This window comes from Maribacter litopenaei, assembly GCF_025244665.1.
Lineage (GTDB): Bacteria > Bacteroidota > Bacteroidia > Flavobacteriales > Flavobacteriaceae > Maribacter > Maribacter litopenaei.
Genome location: NZ_CP104205.1, coordinates 3,538,277 through 3,552,969, shown reverse-complemented (window position 1 = coordinate 3,552,969; position 14,693 = coordinate 3,538,277). Strand labels below are relative to the sequence as shown.

At 41.2% G+C, this 14,693-nt stretch carries 17 protein-coding genes and 4 pseudogenes; 13 read left to right on the top strand and 8 right to left on the bottom strand.

What is annotated here, in order from left to right; translation table 11 throughout:
- Positions 1–2: 2 nt before the first annotated feature.
- The 3 genes from mscL to NYZ99_RS19215 form a co-directional block, all read right to left on the bottom strand.
- Positions 3–410: a large conductance mechanosensitive channel protein MscL gene (gene mscL / locus NYZ99_RS19225; RefSeq protein ID WP_260572707.1), complete on the bottom strand. Its 408-nt coding sequence runs from the start codon at positions 408–410 to the stop codon at positions 3–5.
- Positions 411–488: 78 nt separating this feature from the next.
- Positions 489–1,595, bottom strand: a complete 1,107-nt coding sequence (gene alr / locus NYZ99_RS19220; RefSeq protein ID WP_260572706.1) for an alanine racemase — start codon at positions 1,593–1,595, stop codon at positions 489–491.
- Complete coding sequence (locus NYZ99_RS19215) at positions 1,588–2,232, bottom strand: thymidine kinase (protein ID WP_260572705.1); 645 nt, start codon at positions 2,230–2,232, stop codon at positions 1,588–1,590. Before NYZ99_RS19215 ends, alr begins: the two co-directional genes overlap by 8 nt.
- Before the next feature lie 106 nt (positions 2,233–2,338).
- On the opposite strand from NYZ99_RS19215, the gene NYZ99_RS22480 reads away from it, so the two are divergent.
- The 7 genes from NYZ99_RS22480 (at position 2,339) to NYZ99_RS19190 (ending at position 5,260) form a co-directional block, all read left to right on the top strand.
- Positions 2,339–2,707, top strand: coding sequence for a hypothetical protein (locus tag NYZ99_RS22480; protein ID WP_338039151.1), 369 nt, complete (start codon positions 2,339–2,341; stop codon positions 2,705–2,707).
- Positions 2,707–3,000 (top strand): hypothetical protein, encoded by a 294-nt coding sequence (locus NYZ99_RS22475; protein ID WP_338039150.1) that lies wholly within the window; start codon positions 2,707–2,709, stop codon positions 2,998–3,000. Before NYZ99_RS22480 ends, NYZ99_RS22475 begins: the two co-directional genes overlap by 1 nt.
- A gap of 81 nt (positions 3,001–3,081) precedes the next feature.
- Positions 3,082–3,756, top strand: a complete 675-nt coding sequence (gene rsmI, locus NYZ99_RS19205; protein ID WP_260575288.1) for a 16S rRNA (cytidine(1402)-2'-O)-methyltransferase — start codon at positions 3,082–3,084, stop codon at positions 3,754–3,756.
- 2 nt (positions 3,757–3,758) lie between these two features.
- The gene (locus tag NYZ99_RS19200; protein ID WP_420845149.1) at positions 3,759–4,064 is read left to right on the top strand and encodes a HopJ type III effector protein; all 306 of its coding nucleotides are present in this window, start codon (positions 3,759–3,761) and stop codon (positions 4,062–4,064) included.
- Entirely contained in the window at positions 4,036–4,110 is a 75-nt protein-coding gene (locus NYZ99_RS23105; RefSeq protein ID WP_420845237.1) for a hypothetical protein, read from the top strand. Before NYZ99_RS19200 ends, NYZ99_RS23105 begins: the two co-directional genes overlap by 29 nt.
- 11 nt (positions 4,111–4,121) lie before the next feature.
- The gene (locus tag NYZ99_RS19195) at positions 4,122–4,634 is read left to right on the top strand and encodes a DUF819 family protein (protein WP_260572704.1); all 513 of its coding nucleotides are present in this window, start codon (positions 4,122–4,124) and stop codon (positions 4,632–4,634) included.
- Between the two features lie 11 nt (positions 4,635–4,645).
- Positions 4,646–5,260, top strand: a complete 615-nt coding sequence (locus NYZ99_RS19190) for a DUF819 family protein (RefSeq protein WP_260572703.1) — start codon at positions 4,646–4,648, stop codon at positions 5,258–5,260.
- 52 nt (positions 5,261–5,312) lie between these two features.
- Here the strand turns inward: NYZ99_RS19190 and NYZ99_RS19185 are convergent, their stop codons facing one another.
- Positions 5,313–5,915: a carboxymuconolactone decarboxylase family protein gene (locus NYZ99_RS19185; protein WP_260572702.1), complete on the bottom strand. Its 603-nt coding sequence runs from the start codon at positions 5,913–5,915 to the stop codon at positions 5,313–5,315.
- A 59-nt stretch (positions 5,916–5,974) separates the two neighbouring features.
- On the opposite strand from NYZ99_RS19185, the gene NYZ99_RS19180 reads away from it, so the two are divergent.
- The 5 genes and pseudogenes from NYZ99_RS19180 to NYZ99_RS19160 all read left to right on the top strand — a co-directional run bounded on the left by NYZ99_RS19180 (position 5,975) and on the right by NYZ99_RS19160 (position 10,215).
- Complete coding sequence (locus NYZ99_RS19180; RefSeq protein WP_260572701.1) at positions 5,975–6,403, top strand: OsmC family protein; 429 nt, start codon at positions 5,975–5,977, stop codon at positions 6,401–6,403.
- Between the two features lie 39 nt (positions 6,404–6,442).
- Entirely contained in the window at positions 6,443–6,793 is a 351-nt protein-coding gene (locus tag NYZ99_RS19175) for a four helix bundle protein (protein WP_260572700.1), read from the top strand.
- A 64-nt stretch (positions 6,794–6,857) separates the two neighbouring features.
- Positions 6,858–8,547: pseudogene (recJ, locus tag NYZ99_RS19170) on the top strand (single-stranded-DNA-specific exonuclease RecJ).
- Positions 8,544–8,939, top strand: a complete 396-nt coding sequence (locus tag NYZ99_RS19165) for a VOC family protein (protein WP_260572699.1) — start codon at positions 8,544–8,546, stop codon at positions 8,937–8,939. Before recJ ends, NYZ99_RS19165 begins: the two are co-directional and overlap by 4 nt.
- 3 nt (positions 8,940–8,942) lie before the next feature.
- Positions 8,943–10,215 (top strand): annotated as a pseudogene (locus NYZ99_RS19160) (MFS transporter).
- 203 nt (positions 10,216–10,418) lie between these two features.
- Here the strand turns inward: NYZ99_RS19160 and NYZ99_RS19155 are convergent.
- Both NYZ99_RS19155 and NYZ99_RS19150 read right to left on the bottom strand, forming a co-directional pair.
- Positions 10,419–11,190, bottom strand: a pseudogene (locus NYZ99_RS19155) (UDP-2,3-diacylglucosamine diphosphatase).
- A 29-nt stretch (positions 11,191–11,219) separates the two neighbouring features.
- Positions 11,220–11,670, bottom strand: a pseudogene (locus NYZ99_RS19150) (6-pyruvoyl trahydropterin synthase family protein).
- Positions 11,671–11,756: 86 nt separating this feature from the next.
- Here NYZ99_RS19150 and NYZ99_RS19145 point away from each other — a divergent pair.
- Positions 11,757–12,401 carry a 2OG-Fe(II) oxygenase gene (locus NYZ99_RS19145; protein ID WP_260572698.1) on the top strand — a complete coding sequence of 215 codons (645 nt, stop codon included), beginning with the start codon at positions 11,757–11,759 and terminating at the stop codon, positions 12,399–12,401.
- A 165-nt stretch (positions 12,402–12,566) separates the two neighbouring features.
- On the opposite strand, the gene NYZ99_RS19140 is transcribed toward NYZ99_RS19145, so the two are convergent.
- Positions 12,567–13,334: an enoyl-CoA hydratase/isomerase family protein gene (locus tag NYZ99_RS19140; RefSeq protein WP_260572697.1), complete on the bottom strand. Its 768-nt coding sequence runs from the start codon at positions 13,332–13,334 to the stop codon at positions 12,567–12,569.
- 23 nt (positions 13,335–13,357) lie between these two features.
- Positions 13,358–14,692 carry an MATE family efflux transporter gene (locus NYZ99_RS19135; RefSeq protein ID WP_260572696.1) on the bottom strand — a complete coding sequence of 445 codons (1,335 nt, stop codon included), beginning with the start codon at positions 14,690–14,692 and terminating at the stop codon, positions 13,358–13,360.
- Between the last annotated feature and the right edge of the window lies 1 nt (position 14,693).

The window sequence follows — 14,693 nt, the reverse complement described above, 5'->3', positions numbered from 1 at the left end:
GATTATTTTTTTAGGGCATCCCTAATTTCCATTAGCAACTCCTCAGCCGTTGGGCCTTTTGGTGCTTCCGGTGCGGGTTCCTCTTTCTTTTTAGTTTTGTTGTATGCCTTAACGATGATAAACAATACAAGACCAACGGTTATCAAGTTGATAATGGCGTTGACCCATTTACCGTACATGATAGCATTTTCCGGTTTTGTAACCTCGCCACCGGCACCTACAACAGCTTCGTCCAATACAATTTTCATATCGGCAAAGTCCAAGCCACCTGAAAAATGACCTACTATAGGCATCATAATGTCGGTCACAAATCCGTTAACAACCAGTCCAACGGCTCCGGCGAGAATTACCGCAACTGCCAAATCAATGACATTTCCGGTCATAATAAAGTTCTTAAATTCCTTTAGCATGATTTAGTGTTTAAAGTGGTTAATATAGCTGCAATGTAAGAAAAAATAGTTCTTAATAAAATGTGAAAGAATCAATTTTTAAGGCACATAAACTCTTTTGACCCGTTGAGAAATTCCCGTAATCAATTCATAGGAAATCGTATTGGCAGTCTTGGCAACGTCATGGGCGGATAACTGTGGGCCAAATAGAATTACCTCATCACCTTCCTTACATTCTATATTCGTGATGTCTATCATGATCATATCCATACATACGTTTCCAATGATAGGGGCCATTTTATTGTTGACCATAACGTAGGTTTTGCCTTTTCCATAGTGCCTACCTATTCCATCTGCATGACCTAAAGGAAGAGTAGCGGTAGTAGTATAACCGGATGATTTATGCGCTCTATTGTAGCCTACACTTTCACCAGGTTCCAGTTTATGTATTTGCGATATAATCGTTTTAAGTGTGGCGATAGGTTTTAGTGCCTTATCTATTTTTGCATCGTTCCCATATCCATATAACCCAATACCACTTCGAACCATATCGTATTGTGCATCGGTATAGTTTATGATTCCGGAAGTATTTAACAAATGCCTAAAAGGTGTATAGCCAAGTTGGTCTCCCAACTCCACAATTATTTTATGGAAGGTGCTAATTTGTTTTCGGGTAAACTCATCCTCAGTCATGTCCTCGGAGGCCGCTAGGTGCGAAAATATAGAGGCTATTTTAATATGATTCTGACCCTTTAAATGTGCAACAATAAAATCAATTTCGTTCTCCCAAAAACCCAATCTGTTCAGTCCCGTATTAAACTTGATATGAACGGGATAGTTATTCTGCCCATGTTTTTTGGCGGTTTCGAGAAATTCTTTTAAAATTTTCGGAGAGTAAATGCTAGGCTCTAGACATCTCTCAATTAGTACGTCAAAATTGATAGGCTGAGGGTGTAAGACCAAAATAGGTTTGGTAATACCCGCATTTCGCAAACTAACACCCTCTTGAGTATACGCTACGGCAAAGTAATCCGTACCTAGATCCTGTAATGTAAGGGCAATTTTTTCAGCGTCGCTGCCATAGGCAAAGGCTTTCACTACCGAAAGGAATTTAGTTTCCTGGTTTAATTTGGAACGTAAAAAATGATAATTATGTTCTAGTGACTTCAAGTCAATTTCTAGAACCGTTTCCGTGGCCCTAGGCATTGGACTTTTTATTAGGGTCTTTAATTTCCTCAGAATCTACATTCATGTGCTTTACCTTTTCTTTTAACATCGCTTTGTAAAATGCCCCTCTACTTAGGGGTTCATATTCGTTCGTTTCGCCCAACAGGACAAGCTTGTCGTTATTGGATTTCCTAAAACTATAATTGGCCAAGTTGCCTGTTCTCGTGCAAATGGCATGCACCTTGGTCACATATTCCGCCGTTGCCATAAGGGCCGGCATGGGACCAAAAGGATTTCCTTTAAAATCCATATCCAATCCCGCAACGATTACCCTAACACCCTTGTTGGCAAGATCATTGCATACCGTAACGATTTCATCATCAAAAAATTGAGCTTCGTCTATTCCAATAACATCACAGGTGTCCGCCAAAATGCGAATATTTGCGGCCGCAGGAACTGGGGTAGAACGTATCTCATTGGCATCATGGGAAACCACCATATCGTCATCATAACGCGTATCGACCATAGGTTTAAAGATCTCGACCTTGAGTTTTGCAAATTGCGCCCGCTTCAACCGGCGTATCAATTCCTCGGTTTTGCCCGAAAACATGGAGCCGGCAATGACTTCAATCCATCCGAATTGTTCCTGGTGATTAACGGTGTTTTCGAGAAACATTTTGTATTTTTAAACGAAAATAAGAGGTTTTTCCGTTCTATTCATAGAATCTTAAAGTTATTAAAAAAAGGTGCGGGATTAGCGCGGAATAACCTAATTTGTAGTTATGAAGGAAAAACTAAGGGCGGATCTGATTAAAATGTCCACGGATATCATTACTTCCAAGGAGGTCAATGATATTACGGATTTATACGAGGCTGCTAAAAAGCTGTATGAAAAGATTGCGGTACTAAAGTTCATAGAAGAGGAATTGAATGACATTCAGGTAGACGTTTCCAAGAACGTTATTGCCGAAAAGTTTGAGAAAATGGCGAACGCCGTGATGCGTGCTAATACGTCCGTTCCAGAAAGTAATCCGCATGAGGAGGATATTATGACCCCTGGTATGGATACTATCAAGGACATGGTTTCAGAAATGCCCAACTCGGAAAATCTGGAGGAGGTCTTGACCGAGTTCATGTCCAGGCCGATTTGATGAAGAACGATAAGGATTTATTTATGCCACCGGTAAGCTCCAAAAAACAGGAGACTCCTAAATCTTTGAACGAAAGATTGGTAAACAAGGAGCTAAAAGTGGATTTGAATAACAAGCTTGGGTTTATTAAACATCTATTTAATGGCAGCACTGAGGATTATAACAGAGTGTTGTCACAATTAAGTACCATAGACAGCCACGAGCGCTCCGTTTCTTTCATTAAAAATATGGTGAAGCCGATTATGACAATTGGGAAGGAAAGGAAGAGTATGAAATGCGCTTTATGGAACTGATAGAACGTAGATTTTTATAAGAGCGAAATTTATAGATTGATGAGGCCCGACACTTGGTGTTGGGTCTTTACATTTGTGACCATGGGAAAACTATACATCGTGCCTACACCCATTGGCAACTTGGAGGATATTACGCTAAGGGCCATTAGGATATTAAAGGAAGTCGACTTGATATTGGCGGAGGACACTAGAACCAGCGGCAAGCTTTTACAACATTTGGAGGTAACAACCCCTATGCAAAGTCACCATATGCACAACGAGCATAAAACTGTGGCGAGTATTGTGCAACGAATCGAAGGGGGATCATCCATAGCCCTAATTTCAGATGCAGGAACCCCGGCAATTTCCGACCCAGGGTTTTTGTTGACCCGTGCATGTTTGGAAGCAGGAGTGGAAGTAGAATGTCTTCCGGGTGCCACTGCCTTTGTTCCCGCTTTGGTCAATAGCGGATTACCAAACGACAAGTTTGTCTTTGAAGGGTTTTTGCCCGTAAAAAAAGGAAGGCAAACACGATTGACCCAATTGGCGGAAGAACCGAGAACCATGATTTTCTATGAATCCCCACACAAATTGCTGAAGTCATTAACGAATTTTGTGGAGTATTTTGGCGCGGATAGACCAGTCTCCGTTTCCAGGGAACTAACCAAAATGTATGAGGAAACGGTACGTGGTACTGCGGAGGAAGTTTTAAAACACTATACTATAAAGCCTCCAAAGGGAGAGATAGTGATAGTGGTAGGGGGAAAAAGCAAATAAATATGACAATCAAAGAATTTAAGGTAAAACTGAAAGAAAGTCCAAAGGAAATTACCTTTTTGGAATCCATGGGTATTATCGAGTCTAACTACAAATTTGTACCTACGGCATTTAAAAATGGAGATCTGAAAAACGAGAAAGGCCAAAATTCAGGTTCCTGTAAAGTATTTGCATTTGCCTTGAGGGAAGGACTTTCCAGGGAAGAAACATTAGCTTGTTTTGGTAATTATTATTTTGATGAGGTATTAAATTATCCGAGAGGAAGACTCACATCAAAATATCAGAAATTTTATAAAAACTGGATTTGAAGGACTTTCGTTTGAAGACGAACCTTTGCAGAAAATAGATGGGTAAAATAACCTAAATTGAACCCATGTTCGCGCCATGGTTCATTTCACGGTTTTACGGTATTGGCCGTGTACTTTCTAGATCGATGGGAAAATAGGCATGTAAAATCCCTTTTCGATTGGGTTCCTGCCATTTTATTGGCCTATATCATCCCAGCCTTAATTTCCTATGGTTTCAATGTGGATTATTCCCAGGCCGATATCCATAATTTTAGTAGGGATTATTTTATTCCCTTGGCCATCATTGCGGTCATGAGCAGTTTGTCCTTGGGGCAGTTAAAGTCTATTGGGTTTAAACCCATTCTCGTTTTTGTTGCAGGCTCCTTTTTTATTGCAGTTTTCCCAATAGTACTCGTACTAATTTTTTATGATAGCGAGTTGATATCCCAAACACTGTTGATAGATAACTATTGGATGGGTATTCCGCCTATCGTAGGTAGCTGGATTGGAGGAAGCACAAGTCAGCTTGTATTGAAGGAGTTGGTAGAATGTCCGAGAGAACATTTTTCTCTCTGTTTTGATTATGGATAATATTTTGGTGAATGTCTGGACAATTCTCATGTTCCGAGACCATAAAAAAGAGCGATGTTTTAAATAAATTACTCAAGATTTCCGACGTTGCAATTCCCGAAGACATCCGAGAAGAAAAAGGAAAAAGATGGAGTCCCTGGCGGTGTGCCTTTGTTCTACTTGGAACAGTGATTTTGAGCAATTACTTCATTGACAGTTTCATTATAAAAGTGGTATTGCTCTCATTCGCAGGGCTGGCTTTGAGCAATTTTATTTCTCGATGGAACTTTAGATTTGCCTTAAAATCCGGTGGAATCCTAATCATTGTAGTTATGGCAGTTTTGGGACTAAAATTACAGATAGCCACCCTTGGATTCAATATAGCATTTTTCGGGTTTTTATGTATATGGCTTTTCGGGCATTTTATATTTATGTTGTTGTTGGCCAAGATATTAAACGTGAATATGGCCTGGGTGCCCATTGCCAGTATGGCGAATGTGGGAGGAATCGCTACGGCCCCGGCGGTTACCGCCGCCTATAACTTAAAATGGATGCCCCATGCCATTGTATTGGCGATTTTGAGTATGGCCACTGGGACCTTTTGGGGGATGTTAACGATTTGGTTATTCAGGAGCATTGGGGTGTAAGTCAAAATCCTAAAAAAACTGAAGCTTCTTGATTCATTTTTGAACTGAACCACTAATACAGGGACCCGTCGTGCTTCCCCTTCTCCCAACCATGTTTTCCCAAATATTGGTCGGCACTCTCCACAGCGCCTCCTTCTATGGTAGTACCCATAGAATCGTTCCAGCGGTTGAGGTAACCGAATAGGGAAATTACCCCTAACATTTCAACAATTTCACCTTCATCCCAGTATTTGTATAGGCGGTCTTTTATTTTGGCATCCACGGCATTGGGTACTTGGGAGGCGTGTAGGGAAAAATCCAAAGCGGCCCGTTCCGCTTCAGAGAAAGCAGGATGGGTACGATACTCCCAAATATTGTCCAATTGTTCCTGTTCCGCCCCGTAGCGTTCGGCAGCTCTGATTGCATGGGCCTGACAATAACGGCAACCCGTGGCATTGCTACTTACCCAAGCAATCATTCGTTTTAAGGCAGAGGTGACCCTTCCTTCGTTGGCCATGACGGCTTTGTTTAGATTTATGAACGCTTTGGATATGGCGGGTCTGTGCTGCATGGTTAGTACAGAATTAGGACAAAACCCTAAGGTTTCGTTGAAGAATTCCGCCAACTTTTTAGTTTCTATATCGTGATTTGGATCCAGTGGATTTACAAGGGCCATAGTATGCGCTTTAGTCTTTGAATTATGGTATTTTTGTATTCTACAAGAAACAAAATATTATGGGTACTACAAATCATATTACGACCAAATGGTTGGGCAACATGTCCTTCGAGAGCAACAATCCTTCAGGTCATAATTTACGAATAGACATTGCCAAGGAAGATGGCGGAGACGGAAGTGGCTATCGGCCCAAGGCGCTTATGCTATCCGGTCCGGCAGGATGCTCCGGATTGGATGTGGCCGCACTTATCAAAAAGATGAAATTGGAAGTAGCTGACTTTCATATTGAAACAATTGCCAATCTTACAGATGAACATCCAAAGTATTATGATAAGGTAACCATAGAATACCATTTTCACGGATCGAATCTTGAAGAGAAAAAGTTGCAACGCGCCGTGGATTTATCGGTGGAGAAATATTGTGGGGTGATGGAGATGTTTAGACGATTTGCCGAGTTGGACATAAAAACCATATTTCATCACGAATAATAAAATACAACTACAAATTCAAAACTCAAATTCAAAGGAATGTCCAAAGTGTATGATTTAGAAGATAGGCTAGTAACATTTGCGGCAAATATCGCTATCTTTTGTAAGGACATACCAAATGATTTTACCGGACAGTATTATGGCAACCAACTTTTACGTTCATCAGGAAGCGCGGCACTGAATTTTGGAGAAATGCAAGGAGCACAAACCAATAATGATTTTAAAAATAAAGCGAGCATTTCTTTAAAGGAATTAAAAGAGTCTAGAATTAATCGTAAGGTTTTATCCAAAATTGAATATGGTGCCATCAAAAGCCGAAATGAACTATTGGATGAGACCGAACAATTGATTAAAATTTTAGCTACCATAATCAAAAATAAAGCTAAGTGAGATTGGTATTGCGGAACTAAAGCAGGTTGTGTTTGAATTTGTATTTGATATTTGAATTTAAAATATGCGTTGGACAATTAAACCAAAGCCCGAACAGTCTGATATTGACTTTTTAGCCAATGCATTGGGGGTGGATGATATTGTCGCACATTTATTGCTACAGAGAGGAATTTCGACTTTTGAGGAGGCCAAAAAGTTTTTTCGGCCCCAATTGGAGGAATTGCATGACCCTTTTTTGATGAAGGACATGGATTTGGCGGTGGCCCGAATAAAGGAGGCCATCACCAATAACGAGAACATTCTTGTTTATGGGGATTATGATGTGGACGGCACTACGGCCGTAGCGTTACTTTCTTCCTATTTACTTTCCTATTACCCAAATGTGGCCACTTATATTCCGAGATAGATACGAGGAAGGTTATGGGGTTTCCTATAAGGGAATCGACTTTGCTGAAGACAATGGTTTTTCACTTATCATAGCCTTGGATTGTGGTATCAAGGCAATAGAAAAGGTTGCCTATGCCAAGGAAAAGGGAATTGATTTTATCATTTGTGATCATCATAGGCCCGATGCTATCTTACCTATGGCAACGGCCGTTTTGGATCCTAAACGGGAGGACTGTAATTATCCCTACAAAGAACTCTGTGGATGCGGAGTTGGTTTTAAGCTCGTGCAGGCACTTGGAACCAAAAGAGGTGAAGGAATAAACGATTTAGTGCTTTATTTGGATTTAGTAGCTACGGCTATTGGAGCCGATATTGTACCTATAACCGGAGAGAATCGGATTTTGGCTTATTATGGCCTACAGGTTATCAATCAAAATCCTAGGGCAGGATTTAAAGCCATTATCCAACAGCTTAAAAAATCGACTCTTACCATTACCGATGTGGTATTCATCATTGCGCCGAGAATCAATGCCGCTGGACGTATGGAACATGGTCAACATGCCGTGAACTTGCTTACCGAAACTGATATATCCAAAGCGACAAAGTTTGCCTTGGAAATAGAAAAGTTTAATTCTGAAAGAAAAGGACTAGATCAGGAAATTACCCAGGAGGCGATATTACAGATACAGCGAAATAGGGAAGAGGACCGATTCACTTCGGTTGTCTTCCAGGAAGATTGGCACAAAGGAGTGATTGGCATTGTGGCCTCCCGATTGACGGAAACGTATTATAGACCTACTCTAGTTTTTACGAAGAGCGGCGATAAGTTGGCTGCCTCTGCACGTTCGGTCAAAGGATTTGATGTGTACAATGCACTGGAGAGCTGTTCCGAATGTATTGAACAATTTGGAGGGCATAAATATGCGGCAGGACTTACCTTGTTGGAGGAACAGTATGAGGCTTTCAAGGAACAGTTTGAAAAGGTGGTAAAGGACACTATAGACCCGACCTTGTTAACACCTGAAATTCAGGTGGATACCCTAATCGAACTAAAGGACATAACACCTAAATTAATGCGAATTCTAAAACAGTTTGCCCCATTCAGTCCAGGAAATATGGCTCCGGTCTTTATGGCCGAGAACTTGGTGGATACGGGTTATGTCAGAACGGTGGGGCAGGACGGAACACATTTAAAGGTGTCGGTGACACAAGAGGATAGCTATAAGATAGAGGGAATTGGATTTGGACTGGGCGACAAAATTTCTAAAGTTACAAGCAGGAAGCCATTCAATGCAGTTTTCTCTATCGATGAAAATGAATGGCAGGGAACTATCAGTCTTCAGCTTAAAATAAGGGATATTCAGTGAAAATAGAACATTTGGCCCTATGGGTGCGGGACTTAGAGTTGATGCGAACCTTTTACGAGGACTATTTTGGCGCGGTTTCGGGGGATAAATATGTGAATCCAAGAAAACAATTCACTTCTTATTTTCTGAGTTTCGATAGTGGCCCAAGACTTGAGTTAATGCATCGGGCTGATATAGCTGACGTAGGGTTGACTTCCGTGGGAGAAAATGAGTTTTTAGGATTGATACACTTTGCTATTTCAGTGGGTTCAAAAGAAAAAGTGGATACCTTAACGGCCCAATTGGAAAAGGATAGTTTTAAAGTGATCGGTGCGCCTAGGACTACAGGAGATGGTTATTATGAAAGTGTTGTATTGGATCCGGAAGGGAACAGAATTGAAATTACCGTATAGTGTATGAACAAAAAAATTGACCCGTACGCAGGCTTGCGGTTCAGGGAGTTCAATATTTTTTTACTGGTCCGTTTTGCTATGGTCTTTGCCTGATCCATGCAATTTATTGTAATCGAATGGCAAGTGTATTCCTTGACCAAAGACCCTTTGTCCCTTGGAATTATTGGTTTAATGGAAGTTATCCCAGCGGTGGGAATGGCTCTTTTTGCCGGACATATCGTAGACCAAAAAGAAAAACGAAACCTTTTGGTGAAATGCATCCTAGGTTTTTCGGTCATTAGTTTTGGACTGTTTGTGTTGAGTTGGCCCACTTTGGAGGATGAATGGGAGACAGAAACGATATTATATGGAATTTATGCCCTAGTTTTCTTAGGAGGTTTGGTGCGGGCCTTTTTAGGTCCCACTATCTTTTCGCTCATCGCTCTTATCGTTCCAAAGAAAATTTATCCGAATGCGGCTACTTGGAGCAGCTCTACGTGGCAATTGGCTTCTGTTTTGGGGCCTGCACTGGCCGGTTTTTCCATTAGTTTTATTGGGGTGCATTGGTCTATGTGCGTAATATTTGGGTTTTCCATCTTAGCCCTGATGGCCTTGTTGCAGATACCAAGAAAACCGATTATGAATCCCAAAATTGGGGAACCTGTATTTCAAAGCTTGCGTGAAGGTTTAAAGTTTGTGTTTAACACAAAAGCCATTCTTGGAGCATTGACCTTGGATATGATTGCGGTACTCTTTGGAGGGGCAGTAGCACTATTGCCCGTATTTGCACAGGATATTTTACATGTGGGCTCGGAAGGATTTGGAATTCTTAGGGCTGCTCCTGCCGTTGGAGCCTCCATAACCATGTTAGGCTCCACGCGATTCCCGCTACATAAAAACGCTGGTAAAAAGCTACTGTGGGCCGTATTCGGATTTGGAATCTGCATCATCGTTTTTGGGATGTCTACCTATTTCCGGCTGTCGGTCATTGCACTTTTCGTAAGTGGTGCCGTGGACGGAGTTTCCATGATTATTCGCCGAGACGATACTTCAACTAAAAACGCCTGATAATATGCGAGGTAGGGTAGCTTCCGTAAATTCTATGTTCGTAGGTTCTTCCAACGAATTGGGTGCTTTTGAAAGTGGGGTTACTGCAAAACTTATGGGAACGGTCACGGCGGTAATTTTCGGAGGAAGTATGACCTTATTGACGGTTGGGATAACGGCGTTCGGATCACCATCATTTAGAAAGTTGGACCTTTCAAAGGATATAGAGGACTATGAGGCCCACAATTGATAAACGAGAACAAAAAAAGCCCCATCACTGGGGCTTGCTTTTTTAATGTAGGTATTGTTAAAAATTTGGGTTAGTAGGTTATGCGGATTAGGGAATCAACATTAAAACTTAATAACAGGGTTAAATTAGATAATATGTTCACCAGGAACTAAATAATGTTGTAAAACCAATTAATTATTTTGTAAGAAAAAGATACAATAAATTTATTCTCGTTCGTTGGTTTTGAGAATCAATTCTTTTCCATCAAAAACGGCATAAGTGAAAAAATTGACCCAATCCCCAATATTGGTATATTTCGAATCTTCTTGAAGGTCTATTTCCGAGAGGCAAATGGCGATGTCCAAAAATAAAGTGGTCGTAGTGCTTGGTTTCCAGTTTTCGCTTGGCATACTGTACCAACCATTCCTTATCCTCACCCAAAAATTTAGCATCATCATCGCCTGAGATCAGCTTGTTTTTCACAGAAAAGTACTGGGCCACCTTTACCCCCAAATCCGGATGCATCCATCTATAAAGCCATTTGGCAACCGGATTGGTGAATACTTTCTTCATTCGCTTATATCCCTTGTCATGTGGGCCCGGACCATCTCCATGCCCAATAAAAAAGGAAATGTCGTTGATAAGATATTGCTGTGGTTTGTGGTAGACGGGAATATTGAGCTCTTCCTCAAAATAGCCATCCATCCAAAGGTCATGATTCCCGACAAAATAATAAATCTTAATACCGGAGTCCGAAAGCTCAGCCAACTTTCCCAAGGTTCTTGTAAAACCTTTAGGAACTACCGTTTTATATTCGAACCAAAAATCGAATATGGTCCCCAATAGAAAAATGGTACCCGCATCGGATTTAATTTCATCTAGCCAAGCCACAAACTTTTTCTCCCTTGGAAAACTGACTTCCTTATTGGGAGCTCCCAAGTGATTATCGCTTGCGAAGTAAACTTTTTTGCCCTCGGGAAGATGTATAGTGGTCATCACTGATAAAGATAGGAAATGTTCGGCCCTTAATTGTCACTTGCGTACCATTCCGCAAAGGAGGTATCCGTTTCCTGAAGTTTTAGGGAGAATAATTGAATGTTTTCTCGGAAGTCTTGCCTTGATTTTTTTTGCGAAGTCAATGACCATGTTTTCACTGGTAGGTTGGTATTCTGCCAAAATTACATTATGCCCTCTTTCGGTGAGTTCAGCGGCAAGCTCTACATGAGGCGTATTTTTGTTGAACACGGTAGCGTGGTCAAATTTGTCGACTATTTCCTCTTTCACGATTTTTTTTAGATCACCAAAATCAATTACCATCCCCAATTTCACATGAGATGTATCTGTAATGGGTTTTCCTATCACAGTAACAGAAAGTTTATAGCTATGGCCGTGAACATTTCGGCATTTGCCATCATATCCGTACAAAGCGTGCCCGGTTTCAAAATTGAACTGCTTGGTGATCCTAATCGTACCCATAAATACCATTTGAGGATACAAAGGTATTCAATTTGTAAAACCGATCCCTTTTAGAATTACATTTGTCGGCTTTTTAAAAAATTGAAATGGTTGGATTGGCAGAACAACTTGATTTTGAAGAAAATCCGCTTTTCGAGCAGTTGATCGAGGATATCCTAAGGGACGGTTATAGTATTCTCGATAATTTCTTTCCCCAAGAAACTATAACGGGCCTTAGGAAAGACCTTTTGGACAAATACGAGGAGGATCATTTTAAAAAAGCAGCTATTGGAAACAGGACAAACGAAGTCATTAAAACTGAAATCAGGGGAGATTTCATTCTTTGGATGGATGAAGCCAATTTAAATCCCACACAGACAGGTTTTTTCGGCAAAATCAATGAACTTTCCGCCTATCTCAATAAAACCTGTTTTACGGGAATCCTTCGAAAGGAATTTCATTATGCGGTCTACCCTGCAAGGAAATTCTACAGACGGCATTTGGATACATTCCAAAATGATGATTGCCGCAGACTTTCCGTAGTATGCTATTTAAATGAGAACGATTGGTTACCTGAGCATGGTGGTGAATTGGTACTTTATTTGAATGATGAAAACGGTAAGGAATATCCAAAAGCTGTTTTTCCAATGCCAGGTAGGACAGTCATCTTTGAAAGCCAGAAGATTGAACATGAGGTCAAACCTGCCAACCGTCAAAGGTTGAGCATTACTGGCTGGCTAAAAACACGATAGTAGACTATCGTTTAAACCTGCGTCTTGTACGAATTCTGTTCACGAAATAAACGACGACAAGAACAAGCGCTAGGATAGGAAAAATGAGGTTCCCGTTTAAAAATTGCAGAATTTCCATTTAATAGAATTTTATCGTTAACAACGAAGCAAGGTTTGGCTTATTGCTTATTTTTTGAATTTTGACAGTGCGTTTCGGGTGAAATCCGAAAGTACCAAAGTTCCCGTAATGGCGGCACGCTCATTCAACAACTGTTCCCAATGCTCGGTATTTTTCCAAAGGACCTTTTTCCAATCAGACAATCCTTGTGGGTTATAGGATGCCAAGGTACTGGTGAAAAAGTCGAGTTCCTTATCCATTTCGGAGAACGAATCGAACACCTTGGCGTAAAGTCCCTTTTCCTGTGCCCAATAGGCATTTTTCCATTCTGTGGGAGCCAAGGATAATTCTGCCAAAGCGCCTGTTCCTATTTTGCGTTCCACTGCTGGCTCAATGACCAAGGGTGCAATACCAATACTTAATTCCGATAGCTTTATAGATGCATTTTCATGTGCGAACACATAATCACAGGCGGCGGCCAAACCAACACCTCCACCTACGGTTTTGCCCTGAACCCTACCAACGATTATTTTTTTACAGGTTCGCATGGCATTAATAACATGGGCAAACCCACTAAAGAACTCCTTTCCCTCCTCCAAGTTGCTAACGGACATTAATTCGTCAAAGGAAGCTCCAGCGCAAAATGCCTTTTCCCCTTCGGATTTTAATATAATGACATGGACATCCGCGTTTTCTGAAAGTTTGTTGAACTCCTTTGCAAGCCGGTCCAACAAAACCGCCACAAAGGAATTACTGGCAGGATGACCAAACTCAATGGTCGCTACCTTACCGTTCATACTGGTATAAAGACTGCCGTTTTCCCTATCGGTTCCCATAGTTCGTCGTATTTATTTCAAAATTAATGGTTTTGCAATAGGGGTCGAAACTTTCTTCGGAATTTAAGTACCAAGGCCCCGCCCCTAATGAACATCCAAACGGTAAACGCTATCCAAATGCCTGAAAGCCCCCAATCTAAAAACCGGCCTAAAAACAAAATGGGAACAAACCCAAGGAAGGTTGCGATGAGCAAGGTATTGCGTAGGTATTTCATTTCCCCTAAGCCTTTAAAAACCCCATCTAGTACAAATGCTATGGTGTTAAAGGGCAGCCCTAGGATAATAATATAGAACACGCTATAGAAAGTGTTCAGAACGAGCTCCTCATTGGAAAAAAGGCGGCCTATAGGTTTGTAAAAAAGAAAGGAAACGACCATAAGAACCAGGCTTACATAAAATCCATATTTCACTATTTTCTTAGCCAGCAACCATAGGTCGTCATAGTTCTTTTCACCCAAGAGCCTACCCCCCATAATATTTCCTGCGGCACCATATCCGTCAATAAAAAAGGCCGAAAAAAGCCAAAGGTTTATCGCTATGGTATGTGCACCAATATATTTATCGCCCAAGGCCGTTGCTTCCCTCACAGCTAGAATTAAGGCCGTGTTCAGAGCTAAGGCTCTTACAAATAGGTTTAGACTCATGACTACCAATCGTCCTAATTCCGGATGTATAGGGAATTTAAGGATTAGGCTGATTTCAGTCTTTTTCCAAAGTAGCCATAGTGCCATAATGGCCATCACCGACTGTGCGATAAGACTGGCCCATGCAGCTCCTTCCAAATACATGGGCTCAATAATTCCCTCAACTCCATACACCAAAAGAAAATCAAGAATTACATTGAGTATGGCTCCGGTAATGGCAATGACCATGGGCCAATAGGTGTTTTGTAACCCTCTAAAGATTCCCATGACCGCAAAAACAAAAAGGGTGAGCGGAAATCCCCATACACGAATGGAATAGTAACTAATACAATATTCCAAGATTTTTCCGGAGGCATTTAAAAGCTCAAAAATCTCACGGATTACGAAAACAGTAGATAATAATATCAGCACGCTCAGGGCTATGTTCAAATAAATGGCCTGGGCGGGCAATGTTTTTACCTCTTCCAACTTCCCCGCACCCAAGTATTGTGAAATGATAGCCGAGATGGCACTTCGGGTCTGTCCCAAGACCCAAATCAACATCGATAAAAAGGACCCAACAATACCTGCAGCAGCAAGTGATTCCAATCCGTCTACCGGAATATTCCCTACTATGGCGGTGTCTGTTATAGAAAGCAAAGGCTCTGCAATACCGGCAACAGTGGCCGGTATGGCCAGGCTATTGATTCTTTTTAAGGTTACCGTAGATTTCAAG

Excerpts from the sequence above, each read along its gene's own strand:
- alr (WP_260572706.1), bottom strand. The coding sequence starts at position 1,595 with ATGCCTAGGGCCACGGAAACGGTTCTAGAAATTGACTTGAAGTCACTA.
- NYZ99_RS19145 (WP_260572698.1), top strand. The coding sequence starts at position 11,757 with ATGGTTGGATTGGCAGAACAACTTGATTTTGAAGAAAATCCGCTTTTC.
- mscL (WP_260572707.1), bottom strand. The coding sequence starts at position 410 with ATGCTAAAGGAATTTAAGAACTTTATTATGACCGGAAATGTCATTGAT.
- NYZ99_RS19180 (WP_260572701.1), top strand. The coding sequence starts at position 5,975 with ATGGGTACTACAAATCATATTACGACCAAATGGTTGGGCAACATGTCC.
- NYZ99_RS19215 (WP_260572705.1), bottom strand. The coding sequence starts at position 2,232 with ATGTTTCTCGAAAACACCGTTAATCACCAGGAACAATTCGGATGGATT.
- NYZ99_RS22480 (WP_338039151.1), top strand. The coding sequence starts at position 2,339 with ATGAAGGAAAAACTAAGGGCGGATCTGATTAAAATGTCCACGGATATC.
- rsmI (WP_260575288.1), top strand. The coding sequence starts at position 3,082 with ATGGGAAAACTATACATCGTGCCTACACCCATTGGCAACTTGGAGGAT.
- NYZ99_RS19185 (WP_260572702.1), bottom strand. The coding sequence starts at position 5,915 with ATGGCCCTTGTAAATCCACTGGATCCAAATCACGATATAGAAACTAAA.
- NYZ99_RS19175 (WP_260572700.1), top strand. The coding sequence starts at position 6,443 with ATGTCCAAAGTGTATGATTTAGAAGATAGGCTAGTAACATTTGCGGCA.
- NYZ99_RS19140 (WP_260572697.1), bottom strand. The coding sequence starts at position 13,334 with ATGGGAACCGATAGGGAAAACGGCAGTCTTTATACCAGTATGAACGGT.
- NYZ99_RS19200 (WP_420845149.1), top strand. The coding sequence starts at position 3,759 with ATGACAATCAAAGAATTTAAGGTAAAACTGAAAGAAAGTCCAAAGGAA.
- NYZ99_RS19190 (WP_260572703.1), top strand. The coding sequence starts at position 4,646 with ATGTCTGGACAATTCTCATGTTCCGAGACCATAAAAAAGAGCGATGTT.
- NYZ99_RS22475 (WP_338039150.1), top strand. The coding sequence starts at position 2,707 with ATGAAGAACGATAAGGATTTATTTATGCCACCGGTAAGCTCCAAAAAA.